Genomic DNA, 23,666 nt, shown 5'->3' on the forward strand with positions numbered 1-23,666 from the left:
GTTGCTTCTAATTGCCCCAAGGATGTTCGATAAGTTTCTTTTCCCAGTCCAGGGACGTCTTTACGATGAACGGCAGGTCGTCGTAGCGCGGTGTCCAGTCGAGCAATTCCCGGATCTTTCCGACCGCCGCCACCAACTGAGGCGGATCCCCGGGACGCCTTGGCATTTCCTCCACCGTGATCGGCTTTCCGTTTACTCGATTCACCGCGTTGATGACCTCTCGGACACTATAGCCGTGTCCGTAGCCGCAATTCAGCGTGGCCGAGTCGCCACCGTTGCGCAAATAGGTCAAGGCTTGAATATGAGCGTCGGCGAGATCGCTGACGTGAATGTAATCCCGCACACCGGTGCCGTCCTCGGTCGGGTAGTCGGTACCGAAAACGCATAATTTTTCCCGCTTGCCGACGGCTACTTCCGCCGCGACCTTGATCAGCAAGGTCGCTTTGCGGGTCGATTGGCCGATCCTGCCTTCCGGATCGGAACCGGCCACGTTGAAATACCGCAGGATGACATGTTTCAGGTCCGTTGCCGCCGAGAGGTCCCGAAGCATCCACTCGCTCATCAGCTTCGATGCGCCGTAGGGATTGATCGGTGCGGTCGGCGACGACTCGGATGCGTAGGGTTCGTTAGGAATGCCGTATACGGCGGCGGTCGAAGAGAAAATGAAATGTTTAACGCCGGCATCGCGGGCACATTCCAGTAGATTGCGCGTCTTGCAGGTATTGTTGCCGTAATATTTCAGCGGATCGGATACGGACTCCGGAACGATGGTGTGGGCGGCGAAGTGAAGTACCGAATCGACCTCGTAGTCGCGCAAAATTCGCGATACCAAGTTCGTGTCGCCCGTATCGCCCTCGACGAAATCTCCATACAGCACGGCTTCCTTGAAGCCGGTGGAGAGATTGTCGAGCACCACCAGGCGTTCCCCCATTTCCCCCATTTCACCCAATTGCTTGACCAAATGGCTGCCGATATAACCGGCACCGCCCGTGACTAAAACGCCTTTTCTTTCCATATCGTGCTCCTCGTTGGTGGATTGGTGGGGTTTGTGATCATGGTGAACGGCGCGCTTCTCAGGATCCGATCGCTTGATGGAAGCCGTGAAAAGGTTCTACGTCCACGGTTTGGCCGGCTTCGATTCCCGCGTTTTCGACGGGAAGAACGATGAAGCAGTTGGCCGAACTCATGGAGGTCATCTGTGAAGCGCTTTGACCGCCCAGGCCGGTCACGGTGAAGATGCCGTTCGGGTCGCGGCGATAAATGCCGCGCTGGAATTCCAGTCGCCCGGGCTGTTTATGAAGACGATTGGTGCAAACGGCCCGGAGCCGCAAGGGTTCGACGATCGATGCGCCCATCAGGCGCAGCAGTGCGGGGCGAGCCAGTTGTTGAAACGTCACCATCATAGATACCGGATTTCCCGGCAAACCGAAAAAAAAGCTCGAATTGATCCGGCCGAAAACGAAGGGCTTTCCGGGTTTGATGGCGACTTTCCAGAAATCGATGTGGCCGATTTCTTTTACGACTTCAGTGATGAAATCGGCATCGCCCACCGAGGCGCCACCGGAGGTGATGACGGCATCGGCTTGGTTCGATGCTTCCAGCAGAACGCGTTGGATTTCTTCCTTGTTATCTCCCGTCACGCCCATATCGATCGTTTCGACCCCCAACCCGGCTAACAATGCATCCAGCACATAACGGTTGCTGTCATGAATTTCGCCGAATGCCAGCGGTTCGGTGATAGGGCGGAGCTCGTCGCCGGTGGAAAAAAAAGCGACGCGCGGTTTGCGGCGGACGGAAACCGAGGGACTGCCGATCGACGCCAATAGTCCCAATTCGGCGGGGCCGAGACGTTGTCCCTCGTCAAGAAGCCGGTCGCCGGATTTTATTTCTTCCCCGCGAGACCGAATGCATTCGCCCGGCTTGGTTTTTTCGGTGACTCGAATTCGATCCCCGTCGCGGTGCGCGTGCTCCTGCATGATCACGGCATCGGCGCCTTCCGGGAGCGCGGCGCCGGTGAAAATCCGCACGCACTCCCCGGCCGAGATCGGAGCCGAATGAGGCTGGCCTGCCCAAGCGGTACCGACGACGCGAAGCACGGGTGTTTCCTGGATTTCATCGGCTCTTAACGCGTAGCCATCCATAGCCGAGCTGGAAAAAGGAGGAAGGTCGGTCGATGCGTAGACCGTTTCCGCCAAGATACGGCCGAGCGCCTGTTTCAAAGGGATCTGTTCGATTCCCGCCGCGGGCGATATGGCATTGAGCATCCGATTCAGCACTTCGTCCAATGCCAAGGGTTGCGACTGTTTCTCGGAGCAGCAATCACACTCGCGCATGGGCAAGAAATTCCTGGTAAATGAAACGGGTAATTTGTTCCGGATCGTTGATATCGAGTCTCGGTATGTTGGGCTCAACCGCCGGTTCGGCGTCCGTTGCGATCGCGATGATGGTGTCGTCGGCGGGAAACAAAAGAGGTTTGCCGAGAGCAGGACGGTGCAACTCGATTTTCGGGAAGCGTTCTCGCTTGAATCCTTCCACCAAGATCAGGTCCAGGCCGGTCTGGTCGAAATAGGCCAGTTCCTCGGCTAGCGTCGGTTCTCGGATTACCCGGTGTTCCGTGATGATGGCGCGGCGGTGCGACGAACTCAGCATGACCGGGTTTGCTCCGGCCCTCCGCAACTCGTAGCTGTCTTTGCCGGGATAATCTATTTCGAAGCTGTGATGACTGTGCTTGATAAGTCCGACGCTAAGCTCGTTCAATCGGAGCAGCGGGATGATCTTCTTTAAAAGCGTGGTCTTGCCGGTGCCGCTGAAAGCTGCAAAGCCTAGTATCGGCACCTGCGCATTGCGGAAATTCAGCATTCAGATGGAGCGATAGACGGATCGCAAATGAGATGAGAGGCAAGTCGACGATTTTGCCGGGCGCCAGTGCACAGACTCTCACATTCCAATGGGTGTCCGCTTCGGAAGTGCGATTCAGGGTCTGTTTTCCTCATCGCCCGGCTAGGACACACGATAGTAATCTTTGTACCACCCGACAAAATTGGAAATCCCGGTTTCTATGGGCGTTGCCGGCCGATAGTCTACATCACGGATAAGATCGTCCACATCCGCGTAGGTGTCGGGTACATCGCCGCTTTGCATGGGAAGAAGGTTTTTTTCGGCTTTCTTGCCGAGGCAATCCTCCAGAACTTCGATAAAACGCATGAGTTCGACCGGCTGGTGATTGCCGATATTATAAAGGCGGTACGGCGCCTTGCTGGTGCCGGGATCGGGGTGGTCGCCGTTCCAATTCGGGTTGGGCGCCGCGATGTTGTCAAGAACTCTGACTACGCCTTCCACAATATCGTCGATATAGGTGAAGTCGCGGCGGTGATGTCCGAAATTGAAGACGTCTATCGGCTTACCGGCCAGGATGTTCCGGGTGAACATGAACAAAGCCATGTCCGGGCGGCCCCAAGGGCCGTACACGGTGAAAAAGCGCAGGCCGGTGGTAGGCAAGCCATAGAGGTGGCTGTAAGTGTGCGCCATCAGTTCGTTGGCTTTCTTCGTGGCCGCGTACAGGCTCACCGGGTGGTCGACGTTGTGGTGGACCGAAAACGGCATGGCGGTATTGGCACCGTAAACGGAGCTGGACGAGGCATAGACTAGGTGCTCGATCTCGTGATGCCGGCACGCCTCCAACATATTGCAGAAACCCACCAGATTCGCATCGATGTATGCATGAGGATGCGTCAGCGAATATCTCACCCCGGCTTGAGCGGCAAGATTCACCACGCGCTGCGGCCGGTGATCCGCAAACGCCTGATTCAGACGCTCGCGGTCTTCCAGGGCGATGCGGATTTCCGTGAAGCCGGGGTGACTTTTGAGCCGGGCGAGCCGCGCTTCCTTGAGACCGACATCGTAGTAATCGTTGACGTTATCAATGCCGATAACCTCGTCCCCGCGTGCCAATAGCACCTGCGCCAGCGCTGCGCCGATAAATCCCGCCGTTCCTGTGACCAATACTTTCATTGGCGATGTCCCTGTGAATTATAAGTAATCATCTACGATGTCGTGGGGCAGTGCGTACTTGACATCGAACAAGACGCCGTCGGGTTTTGCCAACGCCCGAATGGCTTGGACGCCCATGGCTTTGAATTCCCGGTGGGCGACGGCAATCACGACGGCATCGTACTTTCCGGCCGGAAGCTCCCTGACGAGATCGATGCCGTATTCTTCCTTGACTTCCTCGGGATTCGCCCACGTATCGTAAACATCGACCCGAGCATTGTAGCTCTCAAGTTCTTTGATGATGTCCGTTACCCGTGTGTTCCGAATGTCGGGGCAATTTTCCTTGAAGGTCAATCCCATGATGAGAATGTTTGATTGACAGACTTGAAGGCGCCTCCGAGTCATTAGTTTGACCAATCGACTGGCGACATACTCGCCCATGCCGTCGTTGATGCGGCGACCGGCCAGGATGATTTCGGGGTGATGCCCGATTTCTTGGGCTTTATGGGTCAGGTAATACGGGTCGACACCGATACAGTGCCCGCCGACCAGACCTGGACGGAAGGGAAGAAAGTTCCACTTGCTTCCGGCGGCCTCGAGAACCTCTAACGTGTTCAAGCCCAACTTGTTGAACAAGATCGCCAACTCGTTGATGAGCGCGATGTTCACGTCTCTCTGCGTGTTCTCGATGACTTTCGCCGCCTCGGCGACTTTGATGCTGCTGGCTTTGTGAGTGCCGGCCGTGATGATTTTTCGGTAAAGCTCGTCGACGAAGTCGGCGACTTCCGAGGTCGAGCCCGACGTGACTTTCTTGATGGTGGTCACGCGGTGTTCCTTATCGCCGGGATTGATGCGTTCGGGGCTGTAACCGCAGTAGAAATCCCGGTTGAAGCTCAATCCCGATCGAGCCTCCAGGATCGGTACGCAGACTTCTTCGGTTGCTCCCGGATAAACCGTGGATTCGTAAATGACAATATCGCCTTTCGAGAGAAGCTTGCCGACCGTGTCGCTGGCTTTTTCCAGGGGAGTCAGATCCGGACGTTTGTGTTCGTCAATGGGGGTCGGGACGGTAACGATATAGACGTTGCAGCTCAAGAGATCGGCGGGATTGGCCGTATAGCTCAGTCGTTTTACGCTGGCGAGTTCTTCGGCGTCGACTTCGAGCGATCGGTCGAGTCCGTCTTTCAATTCCGCAATGCGCTGGGCGTTGATATCCAGGCCTACGGTATCGAAGTGCTTGCCGAATTCCACAGCGAGCGGAAGTCCTACATAGCCCAGTCCGATTATGCCGATCTTCGTTTCAGCGAGCGAGCGCATCATGCCTCCAAATGAGTGAGAAATCATGGAAATTCAGCGAAAGCTTAGATTATATTTTGGGAGTCTTGTGACGACTAAGCCTTGACAACGCGCATTCAGTCCCATGGTCGGCCGGTATCGGATTTAAAGCGAGACGATTTCATGAAAGACGGAACTGTTTGCGACGCCGATAACGCAATGTCGCCTTCAATTCTAAAGGACGGTCATCGAAGCGGGAAGTTTTTCGAGTCGTTCGATAAGCGCCCTGCATTGTGGGGATGCAGATGAAATTGGGAAATGACTGGCGACGTTGACGTATTGTTCTTGTTCGGCCGTTTGCGGTAAGCATCGTTTCCGAGCGGTAGCCTTAAAAGGCTGGCATGCATCGTAAGCTCGAATTCCTGAATGAAAAATCCAAAATCAGGTGCGCTTTTAGTACGAAGCGAATGTGTTAAAGTTGTGGCCCGATTACGACCGCAAGCCGAATATCTATCGGCTTGTCGACTTGGGGTTTGGAAGATCGCGGAGACAAATGCACTTTAAGGTCTCCGCCGAGCGTAGCCCGGACTAGTCTCGAGTGCATTCGTCTTTGGGGTGAGTGTTGAGGCATAAGAGAAATCCGTGCGCTAGGGGGCGAGCATAAATAAGAACAGTTCACTCGATATTCATCGAGTAAGCCAGCACTGATTTGCCGCGCAATCGCAGTCTTGAACATTGCTTGAGTATGACCTCGATACAATTTTTCTTCGAAATTGATCGGCCGATTCTCATCCCGTAGCTCTGTCGGAATAAGGCAGCTTCGTACGCTCTGGCAGCAACTATCTGATTAGGAATCGGCAAGATTTATGATCCGCGTTTTTCGCCATTATATTTCAAGCATTTATGTCGTTATTTTCCTGCTGGACTGCGGTATTTTCTTTTCGGCCTTTTATATGGGGTCGGTTCTACGATTTTTTCCGGATTTCCAAAGCAGCCTTTCGGCGATCGAACTGACCAATCCGTCCGCGCTGTTCTGCACGTTCATGCTGGCAAGCACTACCGGCATGGGGCTTTATCAACGAGCACAGCACGGAGGCGATGCGGGTTTGCTGCTTCGCGTATTGGCCAGTTTTGTGCTCGGTACGGTTCTGATGGGTTTGGTCTTTTATGCCATTCCGACGATTTTCGTGGGGCGAGGCGTATTCGGCTATGCATTGCTATCGGCCCTGGTTTTAACGCTGTTCTCGCGTTTCCTGTTTCTAAAGTTCGTGGACCGGCAGGAGCTTAGGCGCCGGGTGTTGGTTTTAGGGGCCGGTTACAACGCGAACATGATTCAAGAGTTCGAAAACAAAGCGTCCAATCCGAGCTTTCGTGTTATCGGCTTTGTGCAAATGGGTGGAGATGTCAGTCGGATAGAACCTCACCGCCTATGTGCGTTGGAAATGCCTCTCAACGAATTCGCCATCGCGCACGATATCGATGAGATCGTTGTCGCGCCGGATGATCGCCGGGGAGGGCTTGCCGTAGACGAGATTTTGGACTGCAAGATGAATGGTCTGGAAGTGGTGGATCTTTTGCACTTCTTCGAGCGTGAGGCGGGGCTGATTCGAGTCGACTGTCTGCATCCCAGTTGGCTGGTTTTTTCCGACGGGTTCCGGTACAGCGGCTTTCAGCAGCTTTCCAAGCGCGCATTCGATGTATTGGCAAGCCTTGCTTTACTCGCGGTAAGCTGGCCCATCATGTTGCTGACCGCTTTGGCGATTGTGCTCGAGAGCGGTTGGCGTGCGCCGGTGTTTTACCACCAGGTGCGCGTTGGGAAAAATTGGCGGTTGTTCAAGGTGATAAAGTTCAGGAGCATGCGCACCGATGCCGAAAAAGACGGCAAAGCGCGCTGGGCAACACGGAACGACGATCGTGTCACCCGGGTGGGGCGATTTATCCGAAAGACTCGCATTGATGAATTGCCGCAGCTGTTCAACGTCCTGAAAGGTGAAATGAGTTTCGTCGGACCTCGTCCGGAGCGGCCTGAATTCGTAGAAAAGTTCGCAGAAACCATTCCTTATTATTCGGAACGCCATCGGGTGAAGCCGGGCATTACCGGCTGGGCGCAACTGTGTTATCCGTATGGGTCGAATTATCAGGATGCCATCGAGAAGCTGCAGTACGACTTGTATTACGTCAAGAATTACAGTCTCTTTCTCGACTTTCTTATTATGTTGCAGACGATCGAAGTGGTTGTTTGGGGGAAGGGCGCTCGCTGAATGCCCGCTTAGAAAAGTTGGTTCCGGATATTCTGACTACGCTTATTCGCGGAACATTCTTATTTAACGCAGAGGACGCATGACTGTCGGCGCCGCCAGCTATCTGGCAGGTTTCTTCGCTTATCTTTTTTTAAGCGCGTTATTGCTCGTCAGCTGGCGCGGCAATGTTACCGGACGTTGGCTGGTCCTGGCATCATTCGTGACCACGGCCTGGTCCGGCGTTCTGGCGATACAGGAAATCTTTCACTTTTTCCCCGCGGCAGTCGTTTGGTCGGTCGAAATCGTCCGCACCTATGTCTGGCTGCTCTTCCTCAGCAAGCTGTTCAACCCGCTTAAAGATGCCGGCGCCGATTCGAATTCGACAACGTCGAGAATCATCAATCGGGGCGTTCATCTGGCGGTAGGGTTCCAGGTGGTTTATGTCTGGATTTCTCCGGGGTTGGAACGATACTATCCGGACGTTTTTCAGCCTGCGTTTCAGCTCTGCGGCCACGTCGGCTTGGCCTTGATCGGTCTGGTATTGGTCGAACAATATTTTCGCAATATCCGGACCGATCTTCGGTGGCGGATCAAATTCCTGTGTTTCGCGTTGGGAGGAATGTTCGCCTACGACTTTTATCTTTACTCGGACGCCTTGTTGTTCCAGCGCATCAATCCAGATCTATGGCTGGCGCGCGGCGCTGTCTCAGCCCTGTTGCCTCCCCTCTTCATCGTTTCTGCCGCCCGTAACCCGCAGTGGTCGGTGGATGTGTTCGTTTCCCGTCAGGTCGTCTTTCATTCCGCGACTCTGCTCGGGGCCGGCATTTATTTGTTGCTCATGGCGACTGCCGGATATTACATCAAGATTTACGGCGGGGAATGGGGAACCGTCGCGCAAATCGTTTTTCTGGTCGGGGCGTTCTTGTTACTCGCATTGCTGCTTTTTTCGGGGCAGATGCGGGCCCGCACGAGAGTTTTTCTAAGCAAGAATTTCTTTAACTATGCCTACGATTACCGGGAGGAGTGGCTTCGAATCATTACGATGCTCTCGGATACCGGCTCCGGGTTAGCGCTCGAAGAACGCATAATCGTGGCTTTGGGGCAAGCCGTGGAGAGTCCTAGCGGTGTGCTTTGGGTCCGGGAATCGAACGGGCATTTAGTCTGGCGGGCGAGCTTCGGAGAACCGGAGCTCGATGTCCCTCTGGTCGATGGGGGCGATGCGGTAATTCGCTACATGGAAGATAAGGAGTGGATCGTCAATTTGCCCGAGATGGTGACGATGCCGGAGGCTTATGACGGACTCAACCGGCCTATGTGGCTCGAACCCGCTTCCGACGCATGGTTGCTGGTGCCGTTATTTCAGCAGAAACGGTGTATGTCGGGACTGTTGCTGCTGACTCGTCCTCGTACTCCGATACACTGGAATTGGGAAGTCATAGACCTATTGAAGACCTCCAGTCGGTTGGCTGCAAGCTATCTGGCGCTCGAGGATGCCGGCCGGGCTCTGGCCGAAGCTCGACAGTTCGAAGGTTTCAACCGGCTTTCCGCTTTTATCATCCATGATTTGAAAAACCTTATTGCGCAACTAAGCTTGGTGGTGCGCAATGCGGAGCGACATCACAACAATCCCGAATTTATGCGAGATGCCATCAAAACGGTGGATCATGCGGTCGGGAAAATGAGCCGGCTGATGTCCCAATTGAAAAACTCCGGCTCAGCGCAGTCGGAAAAGGTGATTGACCTCGGGGCGCTTGTTCGTGAGGTGCTGGAGTCGCGGAAGGCTCAGGCGCCAATTCCCACGTGTGATATGTTTAGGCAGTCGATCCTGGTTAGAGCCAATCGCGACCGCCTGGCGTCTTCTTTCGAGCATATTATCCAGAACGCTCAGGATGCCGCCGGCAAGAACGGTCGGGTGCATATTCGAATGAAGATGAGTAAGACCGGCCATGCTGCCGTTGAAATCGAGGACAATGGACGAGGCATGGACGAAGAGTTTATCCGTACTCGCCTGTTCAAGCCTTTCGAAACCACGAAGGGAGTGACCGGAATGGGCATCGGTGCGTACGAGAGCCGCGAATATATACGTTCTTTGGGTGGGGAACTCAGCGTGACAAGCGAACCGGGCAAGCGCACGCTGTTCAGCTTCTCGATTCCCGTCGTTTCCAATTCCGACGAGCTTGCCTTAAACGAGGTGAATTCCGCTTGAGCGAGCAAACGCTGTTGATCGTCGAAGACGATCCTGGGCTACAAAGTCAACTTCGCTGGAACTTCGAGCAATACAAAGTTCTGATGGCGGACGACCGAGAATCCGCAATCGCGGCGGTCAAGCGTAATCAACCGGCGGTTGTTACGCTGGATCTTGGATTACCCCCGGATCCGGGCGGCGTGAGCGAGGGTTTCGCGGTGCTCAGCGAGATTCTATCCATCGCGCCGACAACCAAGGTCATCGTCATTACCGGTAACGACGATCAAGTCAATCCGGTCAAGTCCATCGGGCTCGGCGCTTACGACTTCTATCAAAAGCCGATCGATCCGGAAACCTTGTCTTTCGTGGTGGAGCGGGCATTTCGCCTTTACAGCCTCGAGGAAGAAAACCGGCAGTTTCGGCGGATGCACATCACTAACCCGTTGGAAGGCGTCATCGCGGCCAGTCCCGAGATGCACGAAGTTTGTCGCATGATCGAGCGTCTGGCGCCGACCGATATTACTGTGCTGCTGTTGGGTGAGAGCGGTACCGGCAAGGAGGTACTCGCACGCGCGCTTCATGCGTTGAGCCCGCGTTCGAAAAAGCCTTTTGTTGCCGTCAATGCGGCTGCGATCCCGGATAGCTTATTGGAAAGCGAACTGTTCGGTTTCGAGAAGGGGGCGTATACCGGCGCGACTCAACAAACCAAGGGCAAGTTCGAATTGGCCGATGGCGGAACCTTTTTTCTCGATGAAATCGGCGATATCCCTCTATCGCTACAACCGAAGCTCTTGCGCGTGCTGCAGGAACGGGTCGTCGAGCGGGTCGGAGGACGGCAGCCGATCAAAGTCGATGTGCGCTTGATTTGCGCCACCCACCAAAATCTCTCGAAGCTGATCAGTGAAGGAAAGTTTCGAGAAGACCTTTATTTCCGCATCAACGAAATGATCATCAACATTCCGCCGCTCAGGGAAAGAACCGGAGATGTGGCGGTTTTGGCGCGCGCTTTCCTGGACAAGTTTGCGCAGCAAATGCGTCGTGCAAACATCCTCGGTTTCAGCGATGGAGCGCTGGCCGCCATGGAAACCTATCACTGGCCCGGAAATGTTCGGGAGTTGGAGCATAAGGTCAAGAGAGCGGTGGTGATGGCCTCGGGTCCTCTCATTGATGCCAAGGATATGGAGCTTGCACCGGGTGAATTCAAACGGCGCTTATGGAGTTTGCGGGAGGCTCGCGACATGGCCGAAAGGCAAGCGATTTGCGCTGCCCTGAGCGAAGCCGGCGAAAACGTCACCAAAGCGGCTGAAATCCTCGAGATTACACGCCCAACGCTTTATGCACTCTTGAGCAAATTCAATCTTAAGATTTAGGAGGTTGATATGGTCCGCACGCTTCAGGCGCTTATCCTGCTAACGTCGGTCATCGGTCACGACTGGGCGATAGCCGAAGTGGACCTGCTCAAGCAGGCTCAGGATTACATCCAAAAGGGTGAGATTAAGGCGGCGGTCATTCAGCTGAAAAACTTGCTGCAGAGCGACCCGGAAAATGCCGACGCGCGCATATTGATCGGGGAGTCGTATCTCAAGTTGGCTGATGGCCCGTCGGCGGTCAAAGAGTTGGAAAAAGCCCGAGACTTGGGGGCGTCAAAAGAAAAGTGGATCATTCCTCTGGCGCGGGCCTATCTGTTGCAGGACAAGCCGAAAGCCGTTCTGGACCAAATCAAGCCGGAAGACGATTTGACCGGTACGATTCGCGCTCAAGTGTACGGCATTCGTGGTTTGGCTCAAATCGCCCTGCGGGAGCCGGAGCAGGCAAAGGAAAGCTTCGATGCCGCCCTGAAGTTCGACTCGATGGCGAGCGACGCCTTGTTGGGACTTGCCATGCTTGAGGTGCAGCAAAAACAGTACAAGAAGGCGATCGAATACGCCAATCAGTCCATTGTCAAGGATCCCAAGAATGTAAGCGGATGGATTATTTTGGGAGAAACCAAGCGGCTGGATGGCGACCTGACCGGGGCGGCCGATGCCTTCACCAGGGCGCTCGAGGTCCAGCCTTTCGACATACGGGCACGGCTCGGGCGGGCTACGGTTTATCTCGCCTCGGGTAAGGCGGACGATGCGCAAAAAGATGTCGATGCGGTTCGAAAAGCGGCGGGAGATGTGCCGTTGGCGCTGTATCTTCATGCGGTCATAGCCTTTCAGAATAAGGAATTTCAAGAGGCCGAAGACGCCCTCGTCAAAGTAACCAACGCGCTTCCGAATCATCCGCCCAGCAGGCTGCTTTTGGGCACGATCGCTTACCAACAGGGGAAATACGAGTCCGCGGAGAACAATCTTTCTCAATTTCTCGGAGCCGTTCCAAAGCATCTGCCTGCGGCAAAGCTGCTGGCCGCGACACGGATGAAATTGGGACGCGCCCATGACGCCATCGAACTATTGAAGGGAGTCGAGGATCAGGCATCCAACGATCCACAGTTTCTCGCTCTTCTCGGCAGCGCTTACCTCCAGGGCAAACAATACGACTCAGCTACGGAGTATCTGGATCGAGCCTCCGAACTCGCTCCCGATGTAGCGGCGGTCAAAGCGCAGTTGGCCCTAGGGCGTATCGCGTCCGGGCAAATGGAACAGGCCGTGGTCGATCTCAAATCCGCCGTCGACCTGGATCAAAACCTGTTGCAAGCGGACGTCATGTTGGTCCTAGCCTTGATCCAGCAGAAGAAGCCGGATGAAGCGATCGAGGCGGCACGAAAACTGATGAGCAAGATGCCGGGCGACCCAATGCCGGATAATTTGCTTGGCACCGCCTATATGTCCAAGGGCGATACGGATAAGGCGCGCGAGCACTGGACGGCGGCATTGAAGCTCAATCCCGATTATGCTACCGCCGCGCTTAATTTGGCGAAGCTTGAACTCAGGGGCAACAACCATGATGCCGCGTCCCAACGTTATCAACAGATTCTCCAACGCGACCCGAAAAACTTGGCGGCGCTCATCGGTCTGGCTCAGATCGCCGAAATGCGTAAGGACTATCAAAATATGGAGAAACATCTCAAGGAGGCCCGCGAAAGAAATCCAAAGGTGTTGCAGCCGTCGGTGTTGCTGTCCCGATACTTCCTGGCACAGGGTAAGCCTTTGCAGGCGTTGGAGGTTGCTCGCGATGCCGAAGCCAATAATCCCGATCACCCATTGGCGCTTCAAAGTCTGGGCTTGGCTCAATCGGCCAACGACCAGGGAGCAAGTGCCATCGCCACGTTTAAGAAATTGGTGAGCAAGGTTCCGGGGAATCCGGAATATCGCCATCAATTGGCCCAAGTCCTGTATAAAAAGGGCGAAAAGCAAGCGGCTAGGGTCGAATGGGAAAGTGTTTTGAAGCAAGCTCCCGATTATATGCCGGCCCTCTTAGCTAAAGCGGAGTTCAACCTTCAGGACAAGAATTACCGAGAAGCATTAAAAATAGCGGAAGATATCAAGGCCAAGCACCCGAAGTTAGCTGTGGGCTTCCAAATGGATGGCGACATTCGGTTCGCTCAGAAGCTGTTCAAGGAAGCGCTCGCGTCTTATGAAAAGGCTTTCCAATTGGCTCCGAACTCGGCCTTGGCGCGGCGGTTGTTTCAGACGCGCCATGCTTTGGGGCAGGATACCGAGGCGTTTGACGGGCTGACTCATTGGCTGCAATCGTCCCAAGACGACGTCGAGTCCTGGATGATGCTAGCTATGGCTTATCAGGAGGCCGGGAGACGGAAAGAAGCCGTGGAGGCTTACGAAAAAGCTCAAAGCCTGAAGCCGGAAAACTCGCTCGTCCAAAATAACCTGGCCTGGTTGTATCAAGAATTGGGCAGCGACAAGGCTTTGCCTTTAGCCGAAAAATTGCTCCCGGCATCCGAGAATCGTCCGGAAGTCATGGATACGGTCGGGTGGATTTTCGTCCAGAACGGAAAACAGAAAGAAGGCCTGAATTTACTGCAGGACGCTGCCGTGCATGCACCCCATGTGGCGCAGATTCGTATTCATTTGGCTGAGGCTTTGGCTAAGTCTGGGCGGAAAGACGAGGCACGCAAGGAACTGGAGCGCCTGTTGAAGGAGAAGAAAAATTTTGCTGAACGGGAAAAAGCCGAGATCCTGCTCAAGGGAATGTAGTGTCGCAACCGAGCGGGTAAAAAAAAGCGCGACACTTTCTCGGTGCCGGAATGTGCGTTGCCCGGGCGAGAGCGATACGGGCCGGCCCGAATGTTGCCCGAGAGAATTCTTCTGCGCTGTGGCTTTTCATGCTAGGGTCGGTCGTGGCGAGAAATCAAATCTCACCCTTTAACTATTGCTAGAACGTTAAGTGGCTCTGCTGATGCAAAAAAATACGTTAACAACGATTCTCTTCGTACTTATTCTTTCTGCCCCTGTCACGATTTACGCCGCCGAGAAGGCCTATGTCACCGACAGATTGGAAGTTCAGTTGCGCCGGGGTCAGAGCTTACAACACAAGATTGTAAGAATGGTGCCTTCGGGCACGGCGGTTAACGTGCTCGAGAAAAATCCCCAGACGGGTTATTCCTTCGTGCGGTTGGACAGCGGTGAGGAGGGATGGATACTCAGTCGGTATCTTTCTGATCAGCCAATCGCTATCAACCAGCTGGACGAAATGACCAAAAAACTCGAGACAGCATTGGAAGAAAACAAACGGCTGAAAAGTGAACTGTCTACCGTAACATCAGGGAAACAAAGTACCGATAAGACAGCCCAACAACTTCAAGCAGAGACTACCCGCCTGAACACCGAACTGATGGCGATACGTCAGGCCTCTGCCAATGTTCTCCAAATCCAGGCCGAGCGCGATATGCTGCGGGAAAGCGTTATCAAGCTTGAACGGGAATTGGATACGATTCGCCGGGAGAAGCAGGCTTTGGATGAGGATCATCGTCAAGATTGGTTTATGATCGGCGCCGGAGTGCTTTTCGGGGGCATCGTGCTCGGAGTGGTCCTGCCGCGCATGAGCTGGCGCAAGAAAAGTGCTTGGGGTTCGTTCTAGCGCCTGTAATGATTTCGGCTTAACGGATTGAATTACAGAAGCAGGCAAACCTGTCGAGACTACCCACGTTTGCGCCGAATGCTCGATTCTTCGGATCATCCTTGAAAGTTCATAATGGCCTCTAAGCCGCCAGTCGATTTGTTACTGTGTTACAAGCCGTAAATCGGCTAAGTCCTGTTGTTGGAGATTACTGATGAGCGATAAAGAAACCCGTTCCTTTTCATCCCAGGTCGTCGACGGTATGGAACGGGCGCCGAGCCGGGCCATGCTGCACGCGGTCGGTTTTTCGGATGACGATTTCAAAAAGCCCCAGATCGGCATCGCGTCCACCTGGAGCATGGTGACGCCGTGCAATATGCACATCAACCGTCTGGCGGACGACGCAGCCCGCGGTGTGGATCAAAGCGGCGGCAAGGCCGTGATCTTCAATACCATCACCATTTCGGACGGCATCTCGATGGGCACGGAGGGCATGAAGTACTCGCTGGTGTCCCGAGAAGTCATCGCCGATTCCATCGAGACGGTCGTCGGCTGTCAGGGCTTCGACGGTGTCGTGGCCATAGGCGGCTGCGACAAGAATATGCCGGGTTGCCTGATCGCGCTGGCGCGCCTCAACCGTCCCGCGGTATTCGTCTACGGCGGCACCATTCTGCCCGGCTGTCTTGGCGATAAGAAACTCGACGTTGTGTCGGTATTCGAGGCGGTCGGTGCTCGCGCCAATGACAAGATCGGTGACGCTCAATTGAAAGAGATCGAGGCCAAGGCCATTCCCGGTGCGGGCTCGTGCGGCGGCATGTACACCGCAAACACCATGGCTTCGGCCATCGAGGCGCTGGGCATGAGTCTTCCAGGCAGCTCCGCCCAGGCGGCGGTTTCGCCGGACAAACAATCGGATTGTGAAAGAGCCGGCCAGCAGGTGCTCAAGCTCCTGGAACTCGGCATCCGCCCCCGCGACATCATGAGCAAACCGGCTTTCGAGAACGCCATTACGGTCGTCATCGCGTTGGGCGGGTCCACCAACGCGGTGTTGCACCTCTTGGCCATGGCCAACGCCTGCGGCGTCGATCTGACGCTGGACGATTTCACCCGCATCGGCGAGAAAGTACCCATGCTGGCCGATCTCAAGCCGAGCGGACGCTACGCCATGGCGGAACTGATCGAAATCGGCGGCATCTTACCTTTGATGAAGATGTTGCTGGACGCGGGACTTTTGCACGGTGACTGCCTCACCGTAACGGGTAAAACACTCGCCGAAAATTTGGCGGACGTGCGTCCGTATCCCGATGGGCAGGAGATGATACGTCCCCTCGATAACCCGATCAAAAAGGACAGCCATTTGGTGGTTCTGAAAGGCAATCTCGCGCCCGAGGGTGCCGTTGCCAAAATCACCGGAAAGGAAGGGCTTTCCTTCACCGGGCAGGCGCGGGTCTTCGACTGTGAGGAATTGGCCCTGAAGGCGATCTTAGACGGGACGGTGCAGAAAGGCGATGTCATCGTCATACGCTACGAAGGACCCAAGGGCGGTCCCGGCATGCGCGAAATGCTTTCGCCTACTTCCGCCGTCATGGGCAAAGGCTTGGCCAAGGATGTGGCGCTCATCACCGACGGGCGGTTTTCCGGCGGCACCCACGGTTTCGTCGTCGGTCACATTACGCCCGAGGCCTATGCGGGCGGCCCTCTGGCGATCGTTCGTAACGGCGACACCATTACCATCGACGCCGAAAGGCGCGAAATCACATTGCACCTCGGCGAGGACGAAATACGCTCTCGGCTCGCGGAGTGGCGCCAGCCCAAGCCGCGCTATACCAAAGGGGTGCTCGCCAAGTACGCCAAGCTCGTATCGTCCGCCTCCCAAGGTGCGGTAACCGATATGAATCTGGAGGACATCTAAGGTCGTGAACCGGGCCATTCCGGAAACGCTCGAAATGATCGGGGCGCTCATCGAGCGCCCCTCGGTCAGTTGCACAGATCCCCATTACGACCAAAGCAATCTTGCGGTCATCCATCTTTTGGCGGAGTGGCTGGGCGGACTGGGCTTTTCTGTCGAAATCCGTGCTATCGGCGATCGCAAAGCCAATCTGATCGCAACCCTGGGCAGTCGCGAGGATCCCACCGGACTAGTCCTGTCAGGCCATACCGATACAGTTCCTTGCGATCCCGAATTATGGTCTTCGGACCCTTTCAAGGCCGTGGAAAAGGATGGTCGTATTTATGGCCTCGGCAGCGCCGACATGAAATCCTTCTTTGCGCTGGCCTTGGAGGCGGCAAACCGCTTCGAAGCCAAGGACTTTCGACATCCGTTGGTCATTCTCGCGACCGCCGACGAAGAAAGTTCGATGTCGGGAGTGAAATCCCTGGTAGCGGACAATGTGAAACTCGGGCGTTACGCCGTCATTGGGGAGCCTACCGGTCTCAAGCCGATCCGCATGCACAAGGGCGTCATGCTCGAATCCATCGTGGTGAGGGGAAAGGCCGGGCATTCGAGCGATCCCTCCTTGGGCGCGAACGCGATCGATGGCATGCACGCCGTACTGTCGGAATTGCTGGCTTTCCGTGCCGAGCTCAGGGCTCGGCACCGCAATCCGGCGTTCAAAGTGGATTATCCGACGCTGAATCTCGGTTCTATCCACGGCGGAGACAATCCCAACCGCATTTGCGCGCACTGCGAAACCCAGATCGACATTCGCCCGTTGCCGGGAATGGAGCTCGAGGATTTGCACGAGAAGCTGGTAAAACGGCTGGAGCCGGTATTGGCCCAAGCCAATGGGCTTTCCCTCGAAATCCGCCGCATGTTCGAGGGATTGCCGCCGTTCGAGAGCGATGCCAACGGGGAAATCGTCCGGTGTTGCGAGGAATTGAGCGGCTACGATTCCGGCGCCGTCGCGTTCGGCACCGAGGCCCCGTTTCTGAAACGGCTCGGGCTGCAAACCGTCGTCATGGGGCCGGGCCATATCGAACAGGCCCATCAACCCGACGAGTATCTTCCGATGACTCATATCCGTGCAGGAACCGATATCCTGAGCCGTTTGATCGAACGGTTTTGCATCCGGCCCGAGGCTTGAGCGGAAAATGCCTTCATCGACTTCTCCCGACGTTTTCGTTCGCTGGTTTCGCGATTCTTCGCCCTACATCCATGCTCATAGGGGAAAAACCTTCGTCGTGTCGTTCGGCGGGGAAGCCGTTGCCGATAGCGGATTCCCTAACGCGATCCACGATTTCGCCATGCTCAACGGACTGGGTGTGCGCCTGGTTCTGGTGCACGGGATTCGCCCCCAAATCGACGCCCGTCTGAGATTCCGTGGCGTCGAGGCGAATTATCATCAAGGACTTCGCATCACCGATAAAACGGCGCTCGAATGCGTCAAGGAGGCTGCGGGAACGGTTCGGGTGGAAATCGAGGCATTGTTGTCGCAAGGCCTAGCCAATTCGCCGATGGCCGGTGTGCGTATCCGGGTAGCCTCGGGCAATTTCGTCGCGGCAAAGCCGGTGGGCGTTCGGGATGGCGTGGATTTCCAGAACACCGGAGAAGTGAGGCGCATCGATGTCGACGGGATTCGCGGAGCACTGGACCGGGGCGATATCGTGTTGCTCTCCGCGATCGGTTACTCGCCCACCGGCGAGGTGTTCAACCTCAATGCCGAACAGGTCGCGACATCGGCCGCCATCGCCCTCAGGGCCGACAAGCTGCTGCTGTTGACGGAACAAGACTGCATCTCCAGTTCCGACGGGAAGCTGATTCGGCAGCTTACCACCGGCGAGGCCGAGGAATTGCTGAAAGACGAAAGCGCCTTAGCGAACAAGGAGGTTATTCCGCACCTCAAAGCTGCGGTCAGGGCGTGTCGCGAAGGTGTACAGCGCGCTCACTTGCTCGATCGCCACATCGACGGCGCCGTACTGCTCGAATTGTTCACCCGAGACGGTATCGGAACGCTGATTAGCCGAACGCCGTTCGAAACCATGCGCCCGGCGAAGGTTCAGGACGTTGCGGGGGTACTCGATCTTATCGCGCCGCTCGAGCAAGCCGGCGTACTGGTGCCGCGCTCCCGCGAACGGCTGGAAACCGATATCCACGATTTCGTGGTGATCGAGCGGGACGGACTGATTATCGGCTGCGCCGCGTTGCATGTGTTCCGGGAAGAACGGATGGGAGAATTGGCCTGCCTCGCGCTCCATGACGACTACCGCGGCGAAAAGCGGGGCGAGCGTTTGCTCGAATATCTGGAGGCGAAGGCCCGCACCCTGCATCTGGATCGGCTATTCGCGCTGACCACTCAAACGGCGCACTGGTTCCGGGAACGCGGTTTCGAACCGGCGAACACTGCCGATTTGCCCGAGGCGCGTCGGGCATCTTATAGCCTCCAACGCGCCTCCAAGGTATTGATCAAGCCGCTCGAGCTTTCGCGATCTTGAGTTATTAATCAGACCCGTAAATACCCTCCTGGTATTTCGGGCCGCCGCCCAGGCCGGTACACGCCCGGCCTGGGCTCACGCGGCTTGTCGCCGCGCCGGGGCATCCCTGCCCCGGATTAACCCGGCCTATATTTATAGGCCGGGTTAATAATCGTCCGGGTCTTGCCGAGCGAGTCTTATTTCTCGCGGATGAGGTCGTAGATATTGAGGTAATCCTGTCCCGGATTCTTCCACGAGAAATCGTAGCGCATGGCGTTCTTCATCAGTTCCCGGAAGTGATCGGGATAGTCGTAGTAACAGCTCAACGCCCGTCCGAGCGCCGATTCCAGCCCGCTGTAATCGTAATCCCTGAACACATAGCCGTTGCGCTCGTTCAGCGGCTTGTACGAATAATCCTTGTCGAATACCGTGTCCGCCAGGCCGCCGACTTCCCGCACCACGGGCACGGTGCCGTAGCGCATGGCGATCAGCTGGGTGAGACCGCAGGGTTCGAACTGGCTCGGCACCAGCATGATATCCGCGCCGGCGTAGATGAGATGCGACAGTTCCTCGTTGAAGCCGATTTCGATGTGACAATCCGGGTTATCGTTCAGTTGGTGTTTCAGGCTCCAGAAATAGCTGTTGATCTGTCCGTCCGGACTGGAGCCCAGCAGCACGAACTGGCCGCGCCGGTGCAACGTATAAAAAATGGCGTGGCGGATGAGTTCCAGCCCTTTCTGGGGGTCCAGCCGGCCGACGAAGGCGACGATCGGTTTTTCGTTGTCGGCGATCATCAGGCGGTCTCGCAGCGCCTTCTTGTTCTTGTATTTTTCCTCGATGTTGTCGACGCCGTAGCGCTGCGCGATATGATGGTCGATTTCCGGATTCCACACGTTGTAATCGATGCCGTTGACGACGCCGCCGTATTTTACGTGGTGGATATGCAGCGTGGGTTCAAGGCCGAAACCCTGGCCTTGGTCCTTGGCTTCGTTGGCATGGCGCGGGGAAACGGTCGTCACGAAGTTGGAATAGACCACGCCGGCTTTCATCAGATTGATCGCATGGGGATTGAAATTGTCCCGCAGCCGGTCGTAATGGAAATAGTATTCGGGCCGGTTGAGGCCGGTCGCGTGGAGCACTTGCGCGCCGGTGACTCCCTGGTGCTTGAAATTGTGGATGGTGAAGCACACCCGCGGGTGGGTCATGCCGAGGAATTTATAGATCTCGAACAGAAACACCGGCGCCAGCGCCGTCTGCCAGTCATGGCAATGAATGATGTCGGGATTCTTGCCGGATTTCCAGAGAAACTCCATGGCCGCCCGCGTGAAGAACGCGAAGCGCAGAACGTCGTCGTTGAAGCCGTAAATGCAGCCGCGGTTGAAGAAATTGTCGCTGGAATGCGGCTCGATGAAGAAGCACTTGCGGCCATGCACGAATCCGAAATAGACGGTGCAATGAATGGCGCCGCCGTACCAGGGCACCCACAAGTCTTTGTAGGTTTCGCACAGGCCCCAGATATGGTCGTAACGTAGGCAATCGTATTTGGGCAGTATGATTTCGACGTGATTGCCGCGGATTTCCAGTTCGTTGCCGAGTCCGAACACGACATCGGCGAGGCCGCCGACTTTGGCGACGGGCGCGAGCTCGGGCGTGATCTGAACGATAAACATCGACGGAATCGCTGAAACAGGCTGGTGTGGCATCGGTTCGGGTTCAGGCGCGAGCTGAGCCTGCGACGCCGATCGCGGTTCCGGTTCCACCGGCACGGATTCCGGTTCGGGCGGGGGCATTTTCTCCAAGGGACGGAACTCTTCTGGCGTCGGCGTCGGAGCCGGAATTGCACTAGCTGTCTCTGAGGGCAATAGCTCCGCAGTCTCTAGGCGTTCGGGGGCTATCGGCTCAGGTGCTGACAGCGAATCGGCGGCAGAAATCGGAGCGGGCGGTATTTCGTCAGAGTCCTCTGATTTCTTTGAATGTCGTGACCATGCCTCAGCTTCCGTAACTTTCGCGGGAGATTCGGCTGAAGCGAGTTCGACCGGCTTCTTTTGATCCGCCCGACCGAGCTTCGCGCTAACCAGCTTCACTTCCGGTTCGGCTTTTTCCGGCTTTTTCCCTGAAGCTTTGGGCGCGATTTTTTCGGCCGGCGCCATGGCTGCCGCGAGGGAAACGGTTTCTTTCTCCGGCTCGTGGCGAACTGCTTTCTCGGATGCCGGAGTCTTGGACCTCGTAGAAGGCTTCGCGCGAACAACGGAGGTCTCCGACGGCGAACGCGCGTTTGCAGCTTTGGATCGAGTGGCCTTGGCTTGGGATTTTTCCTTTGTCGCGGGCTTCTCCATGGCTTTTCCGGGTTTTCCTTTTTGGGACTCGGAAGCGTTTACTTTCTTATCTTGAGGCGGGGTCTTTTGGGTCATGAGGTTGCGTCCGGTTGCCTAACATGAACTCGACAAGGCTAGTTTAAGCGATCCAGGGTTTCGAAAAAAACGCCATGTCGGCTCAAGTTAGGAGTTAGCCTATTTACTCGGGTGGCCTGTGCGTCGCGAAATCGGGGTGATGACGGCCACGGATTATTGGATGGAATGATTGCCGAAGATCGGCCTCTCCACCGGTCAGCCCGCATTTTGCGTTACTTTGGTTGCACTTTCGATGCGGGCAGAGAGCGTCACTGCGTTACCAGGACCCGTCCCATTCCCGGTGTCAGCTCGAACTGGAAAGGCGTCGGCAAGTAATCCAGGGGCCATTCCGGCGAGACATCGAACAGCGGCGGTTCGCTTTGAACAAGATGGTACAGATTGTCGGAGAAGAAATTCTGCCGATTCCAAGCGTCCTTGTTCATAATGATCAATGCCTCGCTACGCTTCCGGCTGGCGGTTTTTCGCATCAGCAAGATTTCCGGATTGGAATGGTCGAGCACTTGCGTGGCGCTCTCCTCATCGAATATCTGATGCCGACTCTTGATTCCATTGATCTGTTTGATGTAGCCGGTCAAATCGATATCCGTTTTTTCCCAGTCATCAGGCGTGGTATCGACGACGTGGAGCGGCTTTCGGAAGCCGAATTCGAATCCCATGGGTATCATCACACCGGCGGAAAACAGCGCCGAGAAGAAATAGCGCTGTTTGACCGCATCGACATTCTGCTGGAACTCCGCGAATGCGCGTGCCGTATCGTGGCTTTCGGGGAAACTGACGGACGGTACGATTTCACGTGTGAGCCGGTATTGATCCATCAGCCAGGAGCCGGAAAAATCCCACCATTTCGAGCTGTTGAAGATAAAGTCGAAACCGGCTTGCGCGGTTTCCCGGGTTTGATCGGCACTACAGCCCAAGGTCTCGGCCAGGAATACGGTTTCGGGGTGCGCCCGTTTGGTTTCTTCGATGAGCCGTGCCCAGAAACGGCTGGGTAACTGGTAAGCCGCATCGCAGCGCAGTCCCTTAAAGCCCAGGCCGACCAGGTATTCGACGATTTCGCGGCAGTAACGGTACAGACCTTCCGGATCGGACGTATGCTGATGATCGAATTGCGCGAGATCGCGCCAGACGACCTTTTCTCCTTCATGCATACAGAACGGGTGGGCGATGCGCCTGCCTTGTTTGACGAACCACTCCGGATGCTGCTTGAGCAAAGCCGAATCATAGGCACAATGATTGATGACCAAATCGACGATCATGCCGAGCCCCAGGCTTTCGGCTTGACTTGCGATCTCGCGCAGTTGTTCTTCCGGCGATTTGGAAGAGCGGGCATTCAGCAACCACGGATCGATTTGAAAATAATCCTTGATGGAATAAAGGCTGCGGGATCGTCCGAGCTTCTGGACGGGATTGACGAAGATCCAGTTGAATCCCATATCCGCCGCTCTTTCCAGATGCGGCTTCCAACGATTCAAAGGACCCGCGAGCCGCGGGAAGAGGTTATAGATTTTCATGCGTTTTGGAGAATCGCTCGGCGTGAGGTAAATAATCTAGGTCGGGGGCGGATGGCCCTATATCGAATAGACCGCGGTAAACGCAGCGGGGTTCATCCACCCTCCCAGGCTCGGGACTTCCCGGAAGCCCTTTTGCTGCGGTTTCGGTCGCCGGGTTTGGAAAAACTAAAGCATTTTCATATCTACCGTACGGGAACTCGCGAGTAGGTCGGGAATCCCTTCCCAATCGCAAACGTCGCTATAGTCGCGACTCTTCCAATCGCAAACAGTCGCTTTAGCCGCGACCCTTCCAATCGCAAACGGCGTCTTCGGGAAGGGGCTGGCCGGCGCTCCCGGCCAGGCCGTTTGCGATTGGAAGGGTCATCCCAGCGCTCCTGGGATGACCGTTTGCGATTGGAGCGCCGAAGCCGCCCTTCCCGACGCCGCCGTTAGGGCAACGGGTTCGTCGGCAAAGGATTGCCGACCTACAAATACTTGAGTCGATTTACCCTAGCCGAACGCGCCAACGACTTCCGCCAAGCCCGTTATGCCGTATGAGCGAGATGAACGCGCTCTAAAGGAACGTCGGACAAGCTTCGATGACTTTCGAATGTCGGCTGAAAAAAGGGATGCCGATTGGCATCCCTTGTGGCGGTTTGCTCGACTT

Annotated in this window: 15 protein-coding genes; 8 read left to right on the forward strand and 7 right to left on the reverse strand. The window is 55.8% G+C overall.

Going from position 1 to position 23,666, the window contains the following annotated elements; translation table 11 throughout:
• Window positions 1–7: 7 nt before the first annotated feature.
• The 5 genes from galE to tviB all read right to left on the reverse strand — a co-directional run bounded on the left by galE (window position 8) and on the right by tviB (window position 5,307).
• The gene (gene galE / locus JOD69_RS07170; RefSeq protein WP_086134983.1) at window positions 8–1,015 is read right to left on the reverse strand and encodes a UDP-glucose 4-epimerase GalE; all 1,008 of its coding nucleotides are present in this window, start codon (window positions 1,013–1,015) and stop codon (window positions 8–10) included.
• Window positions 1,016–1,073: 58 nt separating this feature from the next.
• On the reverse strand, window positions 1,074–2,333 hold the full coding sequence (gene glp / locus JOD69_RS07175) for a gephyrin-like molybdotransferase Glp (protein WP_086134982.1): 1,260 nt from the start codon (window positions 2,331–2,333) through the stop codon (window positions 1,074–1,076).
• Entirely contained in the window at window positions 2,320–2,859 is a 540-nt protein-coding gene (mobB, locus tag JOD69_RS07180; protein WP_086134981.1) for a molybdopterin-guanine dinucleotide biosynthesis protein B, read from the reverse strand. Before mobB ends, glp begins: the two co-directional genes overlap by 14 nt.
• Before the next feature lie 141 nt (window positions 2,860–3,000).
• Window positions 3,001–4,011: an NAD-dependent epimerase gene (locus tag JOD69_RS07185; protein WP_077730391.1), complete on the reverse strand. Its 1,011-nt coding sequence runs from the start codon at window positions 4,009–4,011 to the stop codon at window positions 3,001–3,003.
• A gap of 18 nt (window positions 4,012–4,029) precedes the next feature.
• The gene (gene tviB, locus JOD69_RS07190; protein WP_077730392.1) at window positions 4,030–5,307 is read right to left on the reverse strand and encodes a Vi polysaccharide biosynthesis UDP-N-acetylglucosamine C-6 dehydrogenase TviB; all 1,278 of its coding nucleotides are present in this window, start codon (window positions 5,305–5,307) and stop codon (window positions 4,030–4,032) included.
• A gap of 824 nt (window positions 5,308–6,131) precedes the next feature.
• Here tviB and JOD69_RS07195 point away from each other — a divergent pair.
• The 8 genes from JOD69_RS07195 (at window position 6,132) to argA (ending at window position 19,119) form a co-directional block, all read left to right on the forward strand.
• On the forward strand, window positions 6,132–7,526 hold the full coding sequence (locus JOD69_RS07195; protein WP_077730393.1) for a TIGR03013 family XrtA/PEP-CTERM system glycosyltransferase: 1,395 nt from the start codon (window positions 6,132–6,134) through the stop codon (window positions 7,524–7,526).
• Window positions 7,527–7,605: 79 nt separating this feature from the next.
• Window positions 7,606–9,711 carry an XrtA/PEP-CTERM system histidine kinase PrsK gene (prsK, locus tag JOD69_RS07200; protein WP_210023821.1) on the forward strand — a complete coding sequence of 702 codons (2,106 nt, stop codon included), beginning with the start codon at window positions 7,606–7,608 and terminating at the stop codon, window positions 9,709–9,711.
• Complete coding sequence (gene prsR, locus JOD69_RS07205) at window positions 9,708–11,060, forward strand: PEP-CTERM-box response regulator transcription factor (RefSeq protein ID WP_205780766.1); 1,353 nt, start codon at window positions 9,708–9,710, stop codon at window positions 11,058–11,060. Before prsK ends, prsR begins: the two co-directional genes overlap by 4 nt.
• Before the next feature lie 9 nt (window positions 11,061–11,069).
• On the forward strand, window positions 11,070–13,826 hold the full coding sequence (gene prsT / locus JOD69_RS07210; protein ID WP_210023822.1) for an XrtA/PEP-CTERM system TPR-repeat protein PrsT: 2,757 nt from the start codon (window positions 11,070–11,072) through the stop codon (window positions 13,824–13,826).
• Window positions 13,827–14,016: 190 nt separating this feature from the next.
• Window positions 14,017–14,709 carry a TIGR04211 family SH3 domain-containing protein gene (locus tag JOD69_RS07215; protein ID WP_133716720.1) on the forward strand — a complete coding sequence of 231 codons (693 nt, stop codon included), beginning with the start codon at window positions 14,017–14,019 and terminating at the stop codon, window positions 14,707–14,709.
• A 193-nt stretch (window positions 14,710–14,902) separates the two neighbouring features.
• Window positions 14,903–16,600, forward strand: coding sequence for a dihydroxy-acid dehydratase (gene ilvD, locus JOD69_RS07220; RefSeq protein WP_077730397.1), 1,698 nt, complete (start codon window positions 14,903–14,905; stop codon window positions 16,598–16,600).
• 4 nt (window positions 16,601–16,604) lie between these two features.
• On the forward strand, window positions 16,605–17,771 hold the full coding sequence (argE, locus tag JOD69_RS07225; protein WP_086134977.1) for an acetylornithine deacetylase: 1,167 nt from the start codon (window positions 16,605–16,607) through the stop codon (window positions 17,769–17,771).
• Between the two features lie 7 nt (window positions 17,772–17,778).
• On the forward strand, window positions 17,779–19,119 hold the full coding sequence (argA, locus tag JOD69_RS07230) for an amino-acid N-acetyltransferase (RefSeq protein ID WP_210023823.1): 1,341 nt from the start codon (window positions 17,779–17,781) through the stop codon (window positions 19,117–19,119).
• 176 nt (window positions 19,120–19,295) lie between these two features.
• On the opposite strand, the gene JOD69_RS07235 is transcribed toward argA, so the two are convergent.
• Both JOD69_RS07235 and JOD69_RS07240 read right to left on the reverse strand, forming a co-directional pair.
• A complete protein-coding gene (locus JOD69_RS07235; protein ID WP_240502513.1) occupies window positions 19,296–20,768 on the reverse strand; it encodes a glycogen synthase in 1,473 nt (490 codons plus the stop codon).
• Window positions 20,769–21,757: 989 nt separating this feature from the next.
• Window positions 21,758–23,020 (reverse strand): alpha-amylase family glycosyl hydrolase, encoded by a 1,263-nt coding sequence (locus JOD69_RS07240; protein WP_156879636.1) that lies wholly within the window; start codon window positions 23,018–23,020, stop codon window positions 21,758–21,760.
• Window positions 23,021–23,666 lie beyond the last annotated feature (646 nt).

Origin of the sequence: Methylocaldum sp. RMAD-M, assembly GCF_017832375.1 — a bacterium.
Lineage (GTDB): Bacteria > Pseudomonadota > Gammaproteobacteria > Methylococcales > Methylococcaceae > Methylocaldum.

Excerpts from the sequence above, each read along its gene's own strand:
- prsK (WP_210023821.1), top strand. The coding sequence starts at position 7,606 with ATGACTGTCGGCGCCGCCAGCTATCTGGCAGGTTTCTTCGCTTATCTT.
- JOD69_RS07235 (WP_240502513.1), bottom strand. The coding sequence starts at position 20,768 with ATGTTTATCGTTCAGATCACGCCCGAGCTCGCGCCCGTCGCCAAAGTC.
- galE (WP_086134983.1), bottom strand. The coding sequence starts at position 1,015 with ATGGAAAGAAAAGGCGTTTTAGTCACGGGCGGTGCCGGTTATATCGGC.
- JOD69_RS07185 (WP_077730391.1), bottom strand. The coding sequence starts at position 4,011 with ATGAAAGTATTGGTCACAGGAACGGCGGGATTTATCGGCGCAGCGCTG.
- argA (WP_210023823.1), top strand. The coding sequence starts at position 17,779 with ATGCCTTCATCGACTTCTCCCGACGTTTTCGTTCGCTGGTTTCGCGAT.
- tviB (WP_077730392.1), bottom strand. The coding sequence starts at position 5,307 with ATGCGCTCGCTCGCTGAAACGAAGATCGGCATAATCGGACTGGGCTAT.
- JOD69_RS07240 (WP_156879636.1), bottom strand. The coding sequence starts at position 23,020 with ATGAAAATCTATAACCTCTTCCCGCGGCTCGCGGGTCCTTTGAATCGT.
- ilvD (WP_077730397.1), top strand. The coding sequence starts at position 14,903 with ATGAGCGATAAAGAAACCCGTTCCTTTTCATCCCAGGTCGTCGACGGT.
- glp (WP_086134982.1), bottom strand. The coding sequence starts at position 2,333 with ATGCGCGAGTGTGATTGCTGCTCCGAGAAACAGTCGCAACCCTTGGCA.
- JOD69_RS07195 (WP_077730393.1), top strand. The coding sequence starts at position 6,132 with ATGATCCGCGTTTTTCGCCATTATATTTCAAGCATTTATGTCGTTATT.
- mobB (WP_086134981.1), bottom strand. The coding sequence starts at position 2,859 with ATGCTGAATTTCCGCAATGCGCAGGTGCCGATACTAGGCTTTGCAGCT.
- prsT (WP_210023822.1), top strand. The coding sequence starts at position 11,070 with ATGGTCCGCACGCTTCAGGCGCTTATCCTGCTAACGTCGGTCATCGGT.